Annotated in this window: 16 protein-coding genes and 2 tRNA genes; 16 read left to right on the top strand and 2 right to left on the bottom strand. The window is 70.4% G+C overall.

The window, feature by feature from the left end; genetic code table 11:
- A complete protein-coding gene (locus B5F23_RS00540) occupies window positions 1-642 on the bottom strand; it encodes a TetR/AcrR family transcriptional regulator (RefSeq protein ID WP_087350322.1) in 642 nt (213 codons plus the stop codon).
- A 159-nt stretch (window positions 643-801) separates the two neighbouring features.
- Between B5F23_RS00540 and B5F23_RS00545 the strand changes: the two genes are divergently transcribed.
- From B5F23_RS00545 to B5F23_RS00560, 4 genes are all read left to right on the top strand, one after another.
- On the top strand, window positions 802-2,220 hold the full coding sequence (locus tag B5F23_RS00545) for a radical SAM protein (protein WP_087350325.1): 1,419 nt from the start codon (window positions 802-804) through the stop codon (window positions 2,218-2,220).
- A gap of 120 nt (window positions 2,221-2,340) precedes the next feature.
- A complete protein-coding gene (locus B5F23_RS00550) occupies window positions 2,341-3,027 on the top strand; it encodes a biosynthetic peptidoglycan transglycosylase (RefSeq protein ID WP_087350327.1) in 687 nt (228 codons plus the stop codon).
- A gap of 122 nt (window positions 3,028-3,149) precedes the next feature.
- Window positions 3,150-3,224 (top strand) — tRNA-Val (locus B5F23_RS00555).
- Window positions 3,225-3,229: 5 nt separating this feature from the next.
- Window positions 3,230-3,305 (top strand) — tRNA-Ala (locus B5F23_RS00560).
- 242 nt (window positions 3,306-3,547) lie between these two features.
- Here the strand turns inward: B5F23_RS00560 and B5F23_RS00565 are convergent.
- Window positions 3,548-5,377, bottom strand: a complete 1,830-nt coding sequence (locus B5F23_RS00565) for an acyltransferase family protein (RefSeq protein ID WP_087350329.1) — start codon at window positions 5,375-5,377, stop codon at window positions 3,548-3,550.
- A gap of 181 nt (window positions 5,378-5,558) precedes the next feature.
- Between B5F23_RS00565 and B5F23_RS00570 the strand changes: the two genes are divergently transcribed.
- Genes B5F23_RS00570 through B5F23_RS00620 form a run of 12 tightly spaced genes read left to right on the top strand, consistent with a single transcriptional unit; the run spans window position 5,559 to window position 15,746 of the window.
- Window positions 5,559-5,945, top strand: a complete 387-nt coding sequence (locus tag B5F23_RS00570) for a VOC family protein (RefSeq protein ID WP_087350331.1) — start codon at window positions 5,559-5,561, stop codon at window positions 5,943-5,945.
- A gap of 24 nt (window positions 5,946-5,969) precedes the next feature.
- Entirely contained in the window at window positions 5,970-7,964 is a 1,995-nt protein-coding gene (locus B5F23_RS00575) for an ABC-F family ATP-binding cassette domain-containing protein (protein ID WP_087350333.1), read from the top strand.
- Window positions 7,957-8,250 carry a hypothetical protein gene (locus B5F23_RS00580; protein ID WP_087350336.1) on the top strand — a complete coding sequence of 98 codons (294 nt, stop codon included), beginning with the start codon at window positions 7,957-7,959 and terminating at the stop codon, window positions 8,248-8,250. The genes B5F23_RS00575 and B5F23_RS00580 overlap by 8 nt, the downstream gene beginning before the upstream one ends.
- A gap of 22 nt (window positions 8,251-8,272) precedes the next feature.
- Window positions 8,273-8,953, top strand: coding sequence for a site-2 protease family protein (locus tag B5F23_RS00585; RefSeq protein ID WP_241145752.1), 681 nt, complete (start codon window positions 8,273-8,275; stop codon window positions 8,951-8,953).
- Between the two features lie 4 nt (window positions 8,954-8,957).
- A complete protein-coding gene (locus B5F23_RS00590; protein WP_087350338.1) occupies window positions 8,958-9,821 on the top strand; it encodes a segregation and condensation protein A in 864 nt (287 codons plus the stop codon).
- A 1-nt stretch (window position 9,822) separates the two neighbouring features.
- Entirely contained in the window at window positions 9,823-10,497 is a 675-nt protein-coding gene (scpB, locus tag B5F23_RS00595) for an SMC-Scp complex subunit ScpB (protein ID WP_087350341.1), read from the top strand.
- A complete protein-coding gene (locus B5F23_RS00600; RefSeq protein WP_087350344.1) occupies window positions 10,490-11,320 on the top strand; it encodes a pseudouridine synthase in 831 nt (276 codons plus the stop codon). Before scpB ends, B5F23_RS00600 begins: the two co-directional genes overlap by 8 nt.
- Window positions 11,321-12,019: a histidine phosphatase family protein gene (locus B5F23_RS00605; RefSeq protein WP_241145753.1), complete on the top strand. Its 699-nt coding sequence runs from the start codon at window positions 11,321-11,323 to the stop codon at window positions 12,017-12,019.
- Window positions 12,016-12,726: a (d)CMP kinase gene (gene cmk, locus B5F23_RS09890; protein WP_241145754.1), complete on the top strand. Its 711-nt coding sequence runs from the start codon at window positions 12,016-12,018 to the stop codon at window positions 12,724-12,726. The genes B5F23_RS00605 and cmk overlap by 4 nt, the downstream gene beginning before the upstream one ends.
- The gene (locus tag B5F23_RS09895) at window positions 12,723-13,469 is read left to right on the top strand and encodes a lysophospholipid acyltransferase family protein (RefSeq protein ID WP_241145755.1); all 747 of its coding nucleotides are present in this window, start codon (window positions 12,723-12,725) and stop codon (window positions 13,467-13,469) included. Before cmk ends, B5F23_RS09895 begins: the two co-directional genes overlap by 4 nt.
- Window positions 13,462-14,304: a 4-hydroxy-3-methylbut-2-enyl diphosphate reductase gene (ispH, locus tag B5F23_RS00615; RefSeq protein WP_087350347.1), complete on the top strand. Its 843-nt coding sequence runs from the start codon at window positions 13,462-13,464 to the stop codon at window positions 14,302-14,304. The genes B5F23_RS09895 and ispH overlap by 8 nt, the downstream gene beginning before the upstream one ends.
- 59 nt (window positions 14,305-14,363) lie before the next feature.
- Window positions 14,364-15,746 (top strand): DUF512 domain-containing protein, encoded by a 1,383-nt coding sequence (locus tag B5F23_RS00620; RefSeq protein WP_087350350.1) that lies wholly within the window; start codon window positions 14,364-14,366, stop codon window positions 15,744-15,746.
- Window positions 15,747-15,781: the final 35 nt, after the last annotated feature.

A 15,781-nucleotide genomic window follows, 5' to 3' on the forward strand; every position in this document is an offset into this window, starting at 1 on the left:
CTACATCGTGGAATCAGGCTGCCCGAAGCCCCGTATTCCCACGCTCGTGAGCTCCTGCGCCACGCGCGTGACGTCCTCCACGGGCGGCGCGCCCTCGCCCGCGAGCGCCCACGCGCGCAGGGCGGCGACGAGTCCGCCGAGCTCGAAGGCGAGGCAGTAGTCGAAGGTCTGGGCGTCCATCTCGGGGGAGACGAGGCCGCGCTCCCGGATCCCGTGCGCGAGCGGGTCGGCCAGGTGGCCCAGCAGCCGCTCGGGAGGGACGCTCTCGAGCAGGCGCCGGTTGAGCGCAAGGTTCTCGGAGAGGGCGCGGGCGAGTCCCGAGAAGAACGCTGCGAGCGCGCAGTCCGCGTCGCGCTCGCAGTAGGCCGCCTCGGCGTCGTCGAGCACGCGCGCCACCACCTCGAGCGCCATCTCGTCAAGAAGCCCGTCCACGCTGCCGAAGTGCTGGTAGAAGGTCTTCCTGTCCACGTCCGCCTCGCGCGCGATGGCGCTCACCGTGATTTCGTCGAGCGGCCGCTCCATGACGAGCCGCTCGAAGGCCGCCCTGATGGCCCTCCTGCTGCGGGCGACCCGCCGGTCGACGGGGCGGTGCTCTCGCCGGACCTTGCCGTTCGTGCCCCCACGTTCCTCTCGCCCCGCCATGGCACCCCTCTCCGTCGGAGCTGTGGATTAGTCCACAGACCGCGTCGTTTCGTTGAACAGACACAATACTATTCCACAGACGTTGATTATTCCCTATCTGGGTACTATCTCCACGGGGCGGGCAGACGCCCACCGCATCGACACGGAGAGGGGACCCTCATGGCACTTACCCAGGCCGCAGAGCGCGCCGCGCTCAACAAGCTCATCGACTACCTCGACGACGACCCCGCCGCCCACCTCGAGAAGATCATGGATCTCGCCGACAAGCTCGTGCCCGAGAAGGTCTTCCCGGCGCAGCGCTCGGCCATCCGGGGCGCCATCGACTCGCACAGCAACTGGTACCAGCTTCTCATGCGCATCTTCGACCTCAACCCCGAGGTGCGCCGCCGTCTGCTCAAGGCCTTCGTGGTGGACGCCAACATCCTCGCCTGGCCCGTCCAGGAGAAGATGCGCGAGAAGCACCGGTGCAACATCCCCTGGGCCATCCTGCTGGACCCGACCTCGGCCTGCAACCTCGCCTGCACGGGCTGCTGGGCGGCCGAGTACGGCCACGCGCAGAACCTCTCCTACGAGGACATCTGCTCCATCGTCGACCAGGGCCGCGAACTGGGCACCCACATCTACATCTACACGGGCGGCGAGCCCATGGTGCGCAAGGCGGACCTCATCCGCATCTGCGAGAGGTACCCGGACTGCGTCTTTCTCTGCTTTACCAACGCCACGCTCATCGACGAGGCGTTCTGCCAGGAGATGATCCGCGTGGCCAACTTCGTGCCCGCGATCAGCGCCGAGGGCACCGAGTCCACCACCGACGCGCGGCGCGGCGTGGGCACCTACGCCAAGATCGAGCGCGCCATGGACCTGCTGCGCGAGAACAAGCTACCCTTCGGCATCTCCGCGTGCTGGACGCGCGCCAACGCCGACGCCATCGCCACCGAGCGCAACGTTGACTGGATGATCGAGAAGGGGGCGCTCTTCTGCTGGTACTTCCACTTCATGCCGGTGGGCCGCTCGTCGACCGCCGAGCTCATCCCCACGCCCGAGCAGCGCGAGCGCATGTACCGCTTCGTGCGCGAGATGCGCGACAGGAAGGCCATCTTCACCCTCGACTTCCAGAACGACGGCGAGTACGTGGGCGGCTGCATCGCCGGCGGGCGCCGCTACCTGCACATCAACGCCGCGGGCGACGTTGAGCCCTGCGTCTTCATCCACTACGCCAACGCCAACATCCACGAGGCGACCCTGCTCGAGGCCCTCAAGTCGCCGATCTTCATGGCCTACTACGAGGGACAGCCCTTCAACGACAACCACCTCATGCCCTGCCCGATGCTCGAGAACCCCGACGTGCTTCCGCGCATCGTGGCCGAGACGGGCGCGCACTCCACCGACCTCGTGGAGAGGGAGACCCCCGAGCAGCTGCGCGAGAAGACCGCGCCGGCCGCCGAGGCGTGGGCGCCCGTGGCCGAGCGCCTCTGGGACGAGCGCGACAACCCGCTCTACGAGAGGCGTCACAGCGACCCCACGCAGGGCATGGCGGAGACCGACATGGCGCGCCTGCACCGCCAGGGCCGCAGGTAGGCCGCCCCTCTGCGGCCGCAGGACCAACCTTTCGAAACTCTCACCTGCGCGTAAGGCGCGCGCATGGCGCCGGGCGCGGGGCGGCCCCACAATGGGGGCGTCGAGAGCAGGGAGGCTGGCATGAGGGGTGTTCTGAGGGCGGTGAGGCGCGTCGCGCTGGTTCTTCTCGCTGTCGCGCTGCTGGGGGCCGTGGCGGTGGCGTGGCGTGGGCACGCGCTGTACCGAAGGGCCGTGTCCGAACGGGGGATAGAGGAGGTCGTGGCCTCCGTGCGCGCCCGACCGGGGTACGTGAGCATAGACGATCTGCCGCAGACCTACCTCGACGCGGTCGTCGCCGTCGAGGACCACCGCTTCTACGAGCACGGGGGAGTGGACGTCATCTCCATCGGCCGCGCCGCGTGGCACGACCTCACGACGCTCTCGCTCGAGCAGGGAGGGTCGACCATCACCCAGCAGCTCGCCAAGAACCTCTTCCTCACGCAGGACAAGGAGCTTGCGAGGAAGGTCGCCGAGGTCTTCGTGGCGTGGGACCTCGAGGCTCGCTACGACAAGCGAGAGATCCTCGAGCTCTACGTGAACACCGCCTACTTCGGGGAGGGGTGCTACGGGATAGCGGAGGCGTCGCGCGTGCTCCTGGGCAAGCCCGCGTCGGAGATGACGCCGGTGGAGTGCACGCTCATGGCCGGGCTTCCCAACGCGCCGAGCGCGCTGGCCGGTGACGCCGAGGCTGCGGAGGCGCGCAGGCAGGTGGTAGTGGGCCAGATGGAGAAGTACGGCTACGACGTTGGCGGCCTGCTCGCCGAGTGAGGGGCGCCCGTGAGCCGGTGCGTCCCGTCCGCGCCTCGCCGCCCCTCTGCACGAGTTTTCCAACTCTGCAAAATTTCTCGTGCCAAACGCGGATTCTTTTGCTAACATACTTCCTCGCGCAAGGGCGATTGGCTCAGGGGTAGAGCACTTCCTTCACACGGAAGGGGTCGCTGGTTCGAATCCAGCATCGCCCACCACGCACGGGGATATAGCTCAGTTGGGAGAGCGCGTGACTGGCAGTCACGAGGTCAGGGGTTCGAACCCCCTTATCTCCACCACGAGGTTGATGCCGCCGGGTGAGAGCCCGGCGGCTTTTTTGTAGCTTGATCTCTCGGTTCCCGGCGTCTGCTTCGGTGCACAATTCCGGAATTGTGCGAGTGACGCGTCGCACGACCCGGCTTTTCTAAGCACGAGAAGAACCTCAACTGGAGTTTTGCCCGGGGGAACCGCCCGCCTCCGCACAATTCCGGAATTGTGCGGAGGCGCGGACGCGCGTCGCCCCGTGCCGCGCGGACCCTGCCTATCGTCCCGTGATCGCGCGGCGCAGCATCATCACGTAGGCCTCTGCGCCCTCGGGGCGCAGGTGGGTTCCGTCGTCCCAGAAGTACTCGTCGTGGCCGGCGCTCTCGGCGTACCAGTCGATCACCTCGACGTTGTCGTAGGTGGCGGCGACGTCCTTGAACAGCTGGTTGTTGATGTCCTGGAGCGCCATCGGGACGCGCGTGGTGACGAGGTAGACCTTCTTGTCGGGGCCGCACGCGTCGATGAGCGCGCGAACCTGGTCCTCGCGGGCCACCCCGTTGTTCCCGAGCGCAAAGACCACGACGTCAGAGCCGTGCCCCGCCTCGACGCACTGGTTGTACACGTCGAGGCCGGCCGTGAGCTGCCTGCCTACGGCGGAGTCCATCCAGCCCTTGGGGAAGACCCTCTGGAACTGCGCCTGGGCGCCGAGCGAGACGGAGTCGCCCACGAGAAGCACGCTCGCGTCCGTGGCGCCGGTCTGCTCGTCCACGTCGTAGTTGAGGTGGTTGATCGTGTCGACCGCCTGGTCGAAGGCGGTGCCTGCGAGGTAGGTCGAGGAGAGGTCGTAGCCCTCGGCGTCCGCGTTGAAGGCCTGCGCGGACGAGCTCGACTGCTCGCCGGTCGGCACGCCCGTCTGCTCTGGGGAGATCGGGGCGAGCGTCACCACGACCACGGCGACGAGCGCCACGGCCTCGAGGGCGAGCGCCGAGCGCGGCTGGCCGAGGAACGCGGGCCTGCCCACGCCCCGCTCGAGGACGCGCCAGGAGAGCTCGGCCACGGCGAGGATGACGGCGAGCTCGACCACCCAGCCCCACCAGGGGAGCTCGGTCGTGCGGGTCGCCGGGTTCATGATGAGCAGCAGCGGGTAGTGCCACAGGTAGAGGGCAAAGCCCCGCTTGCCGAGCTCCGCGAGCGGACGGAGTCCGAGGGCGCGGCCGAGCAGGCTCTGCGGCCTCGAGACCGCGCCCACGACCACGGCAGAGAGGAGCGCGGCGAGAAAGATTCCGCCCCGGTAGGCGAACTCGGAGTAGCCGTCGAGCGTGACCATCATCGCGCCGAGCCCGGCGAGCGCGGCCACGCCCACCACGTCGAACGCCCATCCCGGGACGGGGCGCGCCTCCCCCTCGCCCTGCCCCCGTCCCCCCGCCGGGAGCGAGAGGCGCCAGCCGTGGCCGCGCGTCACGAGCGCGCACAGGGCGCCGACGAGGAGCTCCGCCGCGCGCGTGTCCGGACCGTAGTAGATGCGGTTGGTGTCACCGAGCGGGTCGTAGAGGACGGCCATCGCCACGGCGGAGGCCACGGCGAGGACGGCGACCACCCTGCAGGCCGTCGAGCGACGCCGCGCGACGCGCGAGAGGGCGAGAAGGACAAGGGGCCACACCAGGTAGAACTGCATCGCCACGCCGACGAACCACAGGTGCGTGAGCGGCGAGGGCAGGCCGGCGGCGGCGAAGTAGGAGACGTTACGCACGATGTAGTAGAGGTTCTCGAAGAACAGCAGCGCGGGGACGGCGTCCGACTTTACCTTGGGCAGCAGGGCGGGCGAGAACAGCGCGCACATGAGGGCGCAGGCGCCCACGACGACGAGCATGGCGGGAAGCAGGCGCCCCACGCGCCGGAGCAGGAAGCGCGGGTAGTCGAAGCCCCCGGTGCGGGATATCTCGCGCTCGATGGAGAGCGTGATGAGGTAGCCGGTGAGAACGAAGAAGACCGTGACGCCGAAGTATCCGCCTGGCAGCCAGGTGGGGTTGGCGTGGTATGCCACGATGGCCGCGATGGCGAGGACGCGCAGGCCGTCGAGGGCCGCGACCTTCCTGGTAGCGCTCATGAAAGCTCGCTTTCTATCACATCGCGCGTGCGTGCGCGGGAATCGTCCGTCCACCCATTCTAGCGTCCCCGCGCCGCGTGGGGACGCCCACGCGCCCAGATGACGGTTGTGTCAATCTGCCGAGCCTCCCCGGCACACGATATAATCGTTTGGTTTGCATTCCCGAGAGGGGGAGGATCGCATGAGCGCTTCCGAGAGTCCGGTCGAGCTCTTTGGCATGAGGGTCGCCCACGTGGGCATCAACGAGGACACGATGGAGGGGGCCGCCTCCACGGCCGACGCCCTCTGCGCGCTGCTCGGCGTCGCGCGCGGAGAGGAGCCGTTCCCGGTCTCCGCCTTCGCCGGCACGCTCGTCGAGGTGATGGGCAACGGCGGCCGCGGAGCGCGCGGCCACATCGGGCTGCACGTCGACGACGTGGACGCCGCCGTGGCCTGGTACGAGGCGCGCGGCGTCGAGTTCGACGAGTCCTCGCGCAAGGCCCGTCCCGACGGACTCCCGGGGACCTACCTCATCTACTTCAGGCAGGAGATAGCGGGCTTCGCCATCCACCTCACCGTGGCGGAGTAGGCGGGCCCAGAGAGCAGGAAGCACGTGATCGCACTCGCTGACAAGATAACCAAGTCCTTTGGCGGACGCACCCTCTACTCGGGCGCCACGCTGCAGCTCAACGCCCAGGAGCGCTGGGCGCTCGTCGGCCCCAACGGCTCGGGAAAGACGACGCTTCTGCGCATCATCATGGGTGAGGAGTCCCCCGACGAGGGGACCGTGAGCTTCGCGCGCGACACCACCGTCGGCTACCTCGAGCAGGAGACGCACCTCGCGGGCGAGAAGAGCGCGCTTGCCGAGGTCGTCGACTCGGCGCACGAGGTCAAGGAGGTCGAGCGCCTGGTCTTTGAGCTCGAGCGACAGATCTCCGAGTGCGCGCTCGGCCCCGAGCTCGACCAGCTCCTCGAGCGCTACGGCCACGCGCAGGACCGCTTCGAGCGGCTCGGCGGCTACGAGCTCGAGGCACGCGCGCGCCAGATCCTCTCCGGCCTGGGATTCCCGACCGAGGACTTCGACAAGCCCGCGCGCGACTTCTCGGGCGGCTGGCAGATGAGGATCGCCCTCTCCAAGCTGCTGCTGCGCCACCCCGACCTGCTCCTGCTCGACGAGCCCACCAACCACCTCGACCTCGAGAGCGTCAAGTGGCTCGAGCAGTTCCTGGCCGGCTACGACGGCGCGGTCCTTCTCGTCAGCCACGACCGTGCGTTCATGGATGCCTGCGTGTCCCACGTCGCCGCGGTCGAGAACCGCCGCATCACCACCTACACCGGCAACTACTCGAGCTACCTGCGCCAGCGCGAGGACAACCTCGAGCAGATGCGCGCCAAGCGCGCCGCCCAGGAGCGCGAGATCGCGCACATGCAGGTCTTCGTGGACAAGTTCCGCTACAAGCCCACCAAGGCGGCCCAGGCGCAGGAGCGCATGAAGAAGATCGAGCAGATAAAGAGCGAGCTCGTCATCCTGCCCGAGGGCACCAAGAAGGTGCACTTCTCGTTCCCCGAGCCGCCCCGCACCGGCGACGAGGTCGTCCGCCTCGAGGGCGTCTCCAAGTCCTTCGGCGAGAACCACGTCTACTCCGGGGTCGACCTCAAGCTCTACCGCGGCGACCACGTGGTGCTCGTCGGCCCCAACGGCGCCGGCAAGTCGACGCTCATGAAGCTCATGAACGGCAGGCTCTCCCCGGACTCCGGCGAGGTCAGCCTCGGCAAGAACGTGACGCAGGCCTACTACGCCCAGCACCAGCTCGAGCAGCTCAACGAGGCAAACACCGTCCTCGCCGAGATGGACTCGGTCGCGGCGGGCTGGACCACCTCGGAGGAGCGCAGGCTGCTCGGCGCGTTCCTCTTCCACGGCGACGACGTCGAGAAGCGCGTGTCCGTGCTCTCGGGCGGAGAGCGGGCGCGCCTCGCGCTCGCGAAGATGCTCGTGGCCCCCGACCCGCTGCTGCTGCTCGACGAGCCGACCAACCACCTCGACATCGACTCCGTCGACGTGCTCGAGCACGCGCTCGTGGGCTTCAAGGGCACGATCGTGCTCATCTCCCACGACGAGCACCTCGTCCGCGCGGTGGCCAACAAGGTCGTGGACGTGCGCGACCACAAGGTCACCGTCTACGAGGGCGACTACGACTACTACCTCTTCAAGCGCGCCGAGCTCGAGGCACGCGAGGCCGAGGCGGCCGGCGGCGCCCCCGCCAAGGACGCGGGCCCCGCCCGGCGCACGGACCCCGTCGCCTCGCCTGCCGGGCGCAACGTCAAGACCCGCGAGCAGCGCCGAGCCGAGGCAGAGGAGCGAAACCGCAGGAACCGCGCGCTCAAGAAGGAGCGCGAGCGCCTCAGGCAGGTCGAGGCGGCCCTCGGGCCCGCCCAGGAGCGCCTGGCCCAGCTCGAGACCATGATGGCGGACCAGGAGCTCTACAACGACGCCAGGCGCTTCGACGAGTGCATGACCGAGTACGCCGCCCTCTCCAAGAAGGTCCCCGCGCTCGAGACCGAGTGGCTCGAGCTCACCGAGAAGATCGAGGGGGCGGCCGATGCGTAGCGCGGGCGCGAGGGCGGCGCTGCGGGTGCTCGCGCTCGCCTGCCGCGTGGCCGGGTGGGCGCTCCTCGCGCTCGTCGCTGCCGACGCCGTGCTCCCGGCCGGGCCGCGCACGCTGCTGCTCGGGGTTAACGGGTTCGTCTCGCGTCTCGTGCCCGCGCCGCTGCTCGGCCTCTTCGTGTTCCAGACCCCCTTCGGCGGGGCGCTGCGCGGAGACTTCGCCGTGCTTGCTATAGTGTTGCTCGTGCTCGACTGGATCTTCCGCCGCCTGTCTGCCTCGCCGCGCTGACGCCGCGAGAGGGGAGTGCCCGTTGCTTTCTGCAAACCGTCTCTTCACCGTCGCGCTCACCGTGGCGCTCGTCATGGTGTCGGCGGTCATCCACGAGGTGGCCCACGGATGGGTCGCCTGGAAGCTCGGCGACCCGACGGCCAAGGAGGCCGGTCGGCTGACGCTCGACCCGAGGGCCCACCTCGACGGCTTCGGCTCGATCGTGCTGCCGCTGCTCATGGCGCTCATGGGCGGTCCCGTCTTCGCCTTCGCGCGCCCGGTGCCCTACAACCCGAGACGCCTACGCAATGCGCGGGTGGGCGAGCTGCTCGTGGCCCTCGCGGGCCCCGCGTCCAACCTGCTCCAGGCTCTTCTCGGCACCGCTGCCCTGGGGCTGCTGCTCGGCGCGGGCGACCTGGCCTGGCTCTACACGGGGCCCGGCTGGTGGCTCCTCGAGGCGCTTTCCACCTACGTCTACGTGAACCTCGTCCTGTGCTTCTTCAACCTGATCCCGTTCCCGCCGCTCGACGGCTCGAAGGTCGTCCTGTTCTTCCTCTCCGGCGAGGCCCGGCGCAGGTTCTACGAGCTCGAGCGCTACTCGATGGGCATCCTGCTGCTCGTGCTCTACGTCCTGCCCACGCTGCTCTACGTCGACCCGCTCGGCGCCTACCTCGACGCAACGGCCGGGCGCCTTTACCTCGCGCTCGTTGGCCTGGTGATGTAGCGCCATGTCCTACCGCGTCCGCACGCAGGCCTACTCCGGCCCCTTCGACCTCCTGCTCCAGCTCGTGAGCCGCCAGCGCGTCACGATCGGCTCGATCTCCATCTCCGACGTCGCGAGCCAGTACCTCGAGGAGGTCGAGCGCATGGCCGACCTCGACCTCGACGTGGCGAGCGACTTCGTGCTCGTGGCCTCGACGCTGCTCGACATCAAGGCCGCGTCGCTCGTGCCCGAGGACGCGCCGTCGCGCGGCCGCGAAGACGATGACGACGACGCCGACCTGGAGGGGCTCTCCCCGGACGAGGCGCGCGAGGTGCTCATCGCCCGCCTCATCGCCTACAAGCAGTTCCGCGGAGCCGCCTCCGCGCTCGGGGCGCGAGCCGAGGCCGAGGGCCGCATGCACCCGCGCACTGTCGGCGCAGACCCCGAGTTCCTCGGCCTCATGCCGGACTACCTCGAGGGGATCTCGCTGCGCAGCCTCGCCGTCATCTGCGCCGACATAGACAGCCGGCGCGAGACGTTTCTCCTCGAGGCCGAGCACGTCGCGCCTCGCCGGCTCCCCGTGGCGCTGACCATCGCCGCGGTCGACCGCCTCGCGCGCTCGAGGGGGCACCTCACCTTCACCGAGCTTCTCGACGGCCAGGACAGCCCCGAGGCGGTGGTCGCGAACTTCCTGGCCATCCTCGAGCTCTACAAGCGCGGGCTCGTGAGCGTGCGGCAGGACGAGCTCTTCGGCGAGATCGAGGTCGACCACGTCGAGGGGGCGGATCCCTACGAGCTCGACGAGTCGGTGCTCTCCGAGCTCGCCCAGGACTACGACGAGGACGCGCACGCGCAGGCCGCGGGGGCGCGCCCGGAAAGCGAGGAGTGAGATGGCCGGTCTTGAAAGGGTCGAGTCGGGTTCGCTCAAGGGGCTGCTCGAGGCGCTGCTGCTCGTCTCCGACGACTCGGTGAGCGCCACCGACCTCGCGCGCGCCGCGCACGCGGAGCCCGGCGAGGTCGCCTCGGCGCTCGCCGAGCTCTCGGCCGAGTACGCCGACGCCAATCGCGGCTTCCAGCTGCGCGAGGTCGCGGGCGGGTGGCGGCTCTTCACGCACCCGGCCTACCACGACCAGGTGGCGGACTACGTGCTCTCCTGGGACACGAGACGTCTCTCCCAGGCCGCGCTCGAGACGCTCGCCGTGATTGCTTACCACCAGCCCGTCACCCGCGAGGGCGTGCGCGCCATCCGCGGCGTCAACTCGGACGGCGTCATCGCGTCCCTTCGCGAGAAGGGCCTCGTGCGCGAGGTCGGGCGCGAGGCCGACCGCGGCCAGGCGCAGCTCTGGGGCACGACGCGCCTGTTTCTCGAGCACTTCGGGCTCAGGAGCCTGCGCGAGCTCCCGCCTCTCGAGGACTTCGCCCCCGACGAGGAGTCGAGGCGCTTCATCCGCGAGCGCCTCTCCGGGCGCTCGATCTCGTCCACGCTGGAGGAGGCGGACGCCGACATCGAGGAGGAGCGCGAGCTGCTCGAGGACGCCGATGCCGGGGAGGGCGCCGATGAGTGACCCCATCCGCGAGGACGGGCTCTACCCGATGCGCCTGCAGCGCTTCCTCGCGCGCGCGGGCGTCGCGAGCCGCCGCGGATCCGAGCGCCTCATGACGGCGGGTCGCGTGCGGGTCAACGGCGAGGTCGTGACCGAGCTCGGGAGCAAGGTCGACCCGGCGAGCGACGTCGTCACCGTCGACGGGCGCGAGTGCCGGATCGCGAGCGCCCCCTTCCACCTCATGCTGTACAAGCCCGCCGGCTACCTCACCACCATGAGCGACCCCTACGGGCGCCCGACCGTGGCCGACCTCGTGCCCGTCTCCGAGCACCCGGGGCTCTACCCGGTGGGGCGGCTCGACCAGGACACCACCGGCCTGCTGCTGTTCACCACCGCCGGAGAGCTCGGGCAGGCCCTCCTGCACCCCTCGCGCCACGTGGAGAAGCACTACGTCGCGCTCGTGTCGGGCACGCCCGACGAGCGCGACCTCGCCCGCCTGCGCGCGGGCGTCGAGCTCGAGGACGAGGGGCGGGCCGCCCCGGCGGCCGCGGAGCTGCTCTCGCCGCGCGACCCGCTCTTCTCGGTCGTGGCGCCGCGCGGGGCCGGGCGGACGGGCGGCGGGGAGCCCAACGCCGTCGTGGGGCTGACCATCCACGAGGGCAGGAAGCACCAGGTCAAGAAGATGATGCAGGCCGTGGGGCACCGGGTCCTGAGGCTTCACAGGGACGCGTTCGGCCCGCTCGCCCTCACGGGCCTCTCCGAGGGCGGGTGGCGCGCCCTCACGGGGGGCGAGGCCGGCGCGCTCGAGGCGCTTCTCGCCACGCGAGACGGAAGGGAGTCGTAGATGGCAAGCATGCCGGGAGACGTCGTCACCCAGCGGGTCCTCTTCATGAGGCACCCGGAGACGGTGTCCAACACCCAGCACTTCTTCTCCGGGAGGCTCGACGTGCCGCTGACGCCGCACGGAGAGCTGCAGCGCGAACGGGCCGTCGAGGCGCTCGTCGCCTTCTCGCCCGACCGCGTCTTCACCTCGCCGCTCTCCCGCGCCCGCGGGCTCGCCGAGATGGCGGCGGAGCGCCTGGGCGTCCCCTGCACCCCGCTCGACGACCTGATCGAGATCGACTTCGGGCCGCTCGAGGGCATGGACGTCGACCGTGCCATGAACGAGGGGCTCGGCTTCCCCTGGCCGGTCGACGACGACGGTACCTCGCACCCGCCCGCGGGCGCGGAGAGCTTCGAGGGCCTGCGCGAGCGCTGCCTGCGCGCGCTCGACCTCCTCAGGCCGCTCGAGGGTCGCACCGCGTGCGTGACGCACGGGGGCTACCTGCGCATGCTGCTCGCCGCGGTCTACGACATCCCGCTCACGCGCTTCTGGGACCAGCACGTCCTCAACGTCTCGTCCCACTACCTCACCTGCGACGGGCGGACCTTCGCCCTCGGCGGCTTCAACCTCTCCCCGGAGGAGGTCGTCCAGCACGCAACAACGCCCAACGAGTACGACACCCGTGACATCTGGGGCACGGGGGGAAGGAAGCTCTCATGATCGTCGCCATCGACGGGCCGTCAGGCTCGGGCAAGTCCTCGGTCGCGCGCGAGGTCGCGCGGCGCTGCGGCCTCACCTACCTCGACACCGGGGCGATGTACAGATCCGTCGCGCTCGCCTGCCTCGAGCGCGGCGTCGACCCCGAGGACGCGCCCTCGGTCGCCGAGGTCGCGCGGACGGCGCGCGTCGAGTTCGTGAGCGAGGGGGACGGGCAGCGCGTCCTTCTCGACGGGCGCGACGTGACGGCCCAGATCCGCACCCCCGAGGTCGAGCTCGCGGTCTCGCCGGTCTCGGCGAACCCGGAGGTGCGCGAGACGATGGTCGCCCTCCAGCGCGCCTGCGCCGCGTCGGGCGACGTCGTCGCGGAGGGCCGCGACATCGGCACCGTCGTCTTCCCGTCCGCCGAGGTGAAGGTCTTCCTGAGCGCCTCCCCCGAGGCGCGTGCGCGGCGTCGCGCGGTTCAGCGCCGCGGCGGCAACCTCGCCACCGGCGACGACGTGGACGTCGACGCCGAGGTCGAGCGCGCCATCCTCGCCGACCTCGTCCGCCGCGACGAGTACGACTCGTCCCGCGAGGCGTCGCCGCTGCGCGCCGCCGAGGACGCCGTCGCGATCGACTCCTCCGAGCTCGGCTTCAACGAGGTGGTCGAGCGCATCGTCGCCCTGTCGCCCGTGCTCGCGGCTCGCTCCGGGGAGGCGCGCTCATGAGCGGGGGCGGGCGCGCCGGCGAGCGCATGCGCGCCTTCGCCGGAAACAGCTACGACGACTACTACGACCACGACCTGCGCGATCACCCCCTGCCCGGGCGCCTGCTCATCGGGGCCGTCGTGCGGATCCTGTGGGTGGTGACCAAGCTGCTGTGGCCGTGGAGGATCGAGCGCGCCGAGCTCCTCCTCGACGACGCGCGCGGGCGCGTGGTCATCATGAACCACCAGTCCATGCTCGACCCGGTCGCCGTCGTGGTCACGATGTGGATGGCGCACGTCCCGGTCCGCATCGTCTACAAGAGCGAGTTCGACAGGATCGCTCCGGCCACCTGGCTCTTCTCGCGCGCCGGCGGTTTTCCCGTGGAGCGCGGCACGGCCGACATGAGGACCGTCCGCCGCGCCCGTGCCATGCTGCAGCGCGGCGAGTGCGTGCTCATCTACCCCGAGGGGACCCGCGTGAAGCAGGACAGCGACGCCGAGACCCACGGCGGCTACGCGATCATGGCGCAGCTCGCCAAGGCGCCCGTCCAGCCCGTGGCCATCGTCGGCGCGCGCGACCTGCGCTTCCGCAAGCGCGTCTACATGCGCGTCGGTGAGCCCATCGAGTGGGGGGAGCTCGCGGACCTCAAGCGCAAGGAGCAGGTCGCCGAGATGGAGCGCCTCGGCATGGAGCGCGTCTACGCGCTCGTCGACGAGCTGCGCGCCGAGCACCCCGGGGTGGAGGAGGACGCGAGCCGTGGCTGAGATCCGCGTCGCGCGCGAGGCCGGGGCCTGCTACGGGGTCGAGCGCGCGCTCCAGATGGTAGAGGCGGCCGCGGCCGAGCGCGCGGGGGCCGTGCACACGCTTGGGCCGCTCATCCACAACCCGCGCGTCGTGGCCGACCTCGCCGAGCGCGGCGTCGACGCCGTCGGCTCGCCCGACGAGGCCGCCGGGGACACGCTGCTGCTGCGCACCCACGGGACGGCGCCCGAGGAGGAGGCCCGCGCGCGCGAGCTCTGCGCGCGGGTGCTCGACGCCACGTGTCCGTTCGTTAAGAAGGTCCACCTCGCCGCGCGGCGCCTCGCCGACGAGGGCTACCAGGTCGTCGTGGTGGGGGAGGCGGGCCACCCCGAGGTGGAGGCCACGCTGCCGCACGCCCCGGGCGCCGTCGTCGTGGGCTCCGCCGAACAGGCGCGCGCCGTCCCGCGCGCGCGGCGCATGGGCGTGGTCGTCCAGACCACGGCGCGCAGGGAGCTTCTCGCCGAGGTGGTGGGAGAGCTGCTCGGGAGGGCCGAGGAGCTCCGCGTGGTCAACACCATCTGCGAGGCGACCTCCGGGCACCAGGCAGCGGCCGAGGAGCTCGCCCGCGAGGCCGACGTCATGATCGTCATCGGGGGCCGCATCTCCGCCAACACCACGCGCCTCGCGGAGATATCCGCCGCGTGCTGCCCCGCCACCCATCACGTGGAGGGGGCGGACGAGCTGCGCGCCGACTGGTTCGCGGGCGCGGGCGTCATCGGCATCACCGCGGGCGCGTCGACCCCCGCCTCCCAGATCGAGGCCGTGCGCGAGCGGATCGGCGAGCTCGTCGGCGCGTAGCGCGCACGCACGGCCCTGTGGCACAATGGCTGGCGAAAGGGACCGCGAGAAGGGGAGCGATGGCCGAGCAGAAGCGCGCCGACTACGCATCGACGAGGCCTCAGACCGACGGCGCCTGGGTCGCCGCAGTCGAGGAGGGCAGCCCCGCCTGGGAGGCGGGCATCGAGCCCGGCATGCGCGTCGTGTCCGTGAACGGCGTCGAGCCGCGCGACCTCATCGACTGGCGCTGGGAGGCCGACGGCGGCACCTGCGACCTCGAGGTCTTTGACCCGCGCGACGGCACGACCACCCCCTGCACGCTGGAGCGCGAGCCCGGCCAGGACTGGGGCGTCGACTTCACCGACGTGCTCTTCGACGGCATCCGCACCTGCGTGAACGCCTGCCAGTTCTGCTTCATGACGATGCTGCCCCCGGAGGCGCGCGCCAGCCTCACCCTGCGCGATGACGACTACCGCCTCTCCTTCCTGCAGGGCAACTTCGTCACGCTCACCAACGTCTCCGACGAGGAGGCGGAGCGCATCGTCACCTGCGGGCTCTCGCCCATGAACGTCTCCATCCACGCGATCACGCCGGAGGTGCGCAGAAGCCTCATCGGCCGCCACGCCGACCGCGGCATCGAGGTCCTGGAGCGCCTGCTCGCGGGCGGCATCGAGGTCCACGCCCAGATCGTGCTCTGCCCGGGCATCAACGACGGCGCCGAGCTCGCGGCCACGCTCGACTGGGCGGAGGCCCGCCCCGGCATAACGTCGCTCGCCGTGGTGCCGCTCGGCTACACCAAGCACAGCCGCCGCTTCAACCGCTCCTACTCCGATGACCCGGAGGCGGCGCGCGAGGTCGTGCGCCTCATCGAGCCCTACCAGCGCCGCGCCCGCGAGGCCCTCGGCATCACGCGCTTCCAGCTCTCCGACGAGTTCTACGTCGCGGCGCGCCTCGAGGTCCCGCCCGCCGAGACCTACGACGGCTACCCGCAGTTCTATGACGGCATCGGCATGCTGCGGAGCTTCCTCGACGAGGCCTCGCTCGTCGCCCGCGAGCGGCCGGGTGACCTCGCGCTCGTCGACGAGCGCCTCGGCGAGAAGGGCCTGCGCCTCACGCTCGTCTGCGGCGAGGCCGCCGCCGAGACCATCGACGTCTTCGCGCGGCTCCTCTCACCGTCCGGCCGCGCCTCGGTCACGGCCATCCGCAACGACTACTTCGGCGGGGACGTCAACGTGACCGGCCTCATCGTCTCCGAGGACCTGCTCGCCCAGCTGCCTAAGGACCTCAACGGCATGCTCGTAGTGCTGCCCGAGGTGATGTTCAACTTCGACAAGCTCACCCTGGACGGCGACACGCAGGAGCGCATCCTCGACGAGCTCGAGCGCCGTGGCGCCCGCGCCATCGTCTCCGTCACGAGCCCAACAGACTACCTGGACGCACTTCTCGCCGCACTGTCCTCGTGATTTGCCAGCCTAAGAGGCTGGATTTTAGCCTAAAT

This window comes from Olsenella sp. An188, assembly GCF_002160255.1.
Classification (GTDB): Bacteria; Actinomycetota; Coriobacteriia; order Coriobacteriales; family Atopobiaceae; genus Thermophilibacter; species Thermophilibacter avistercoris.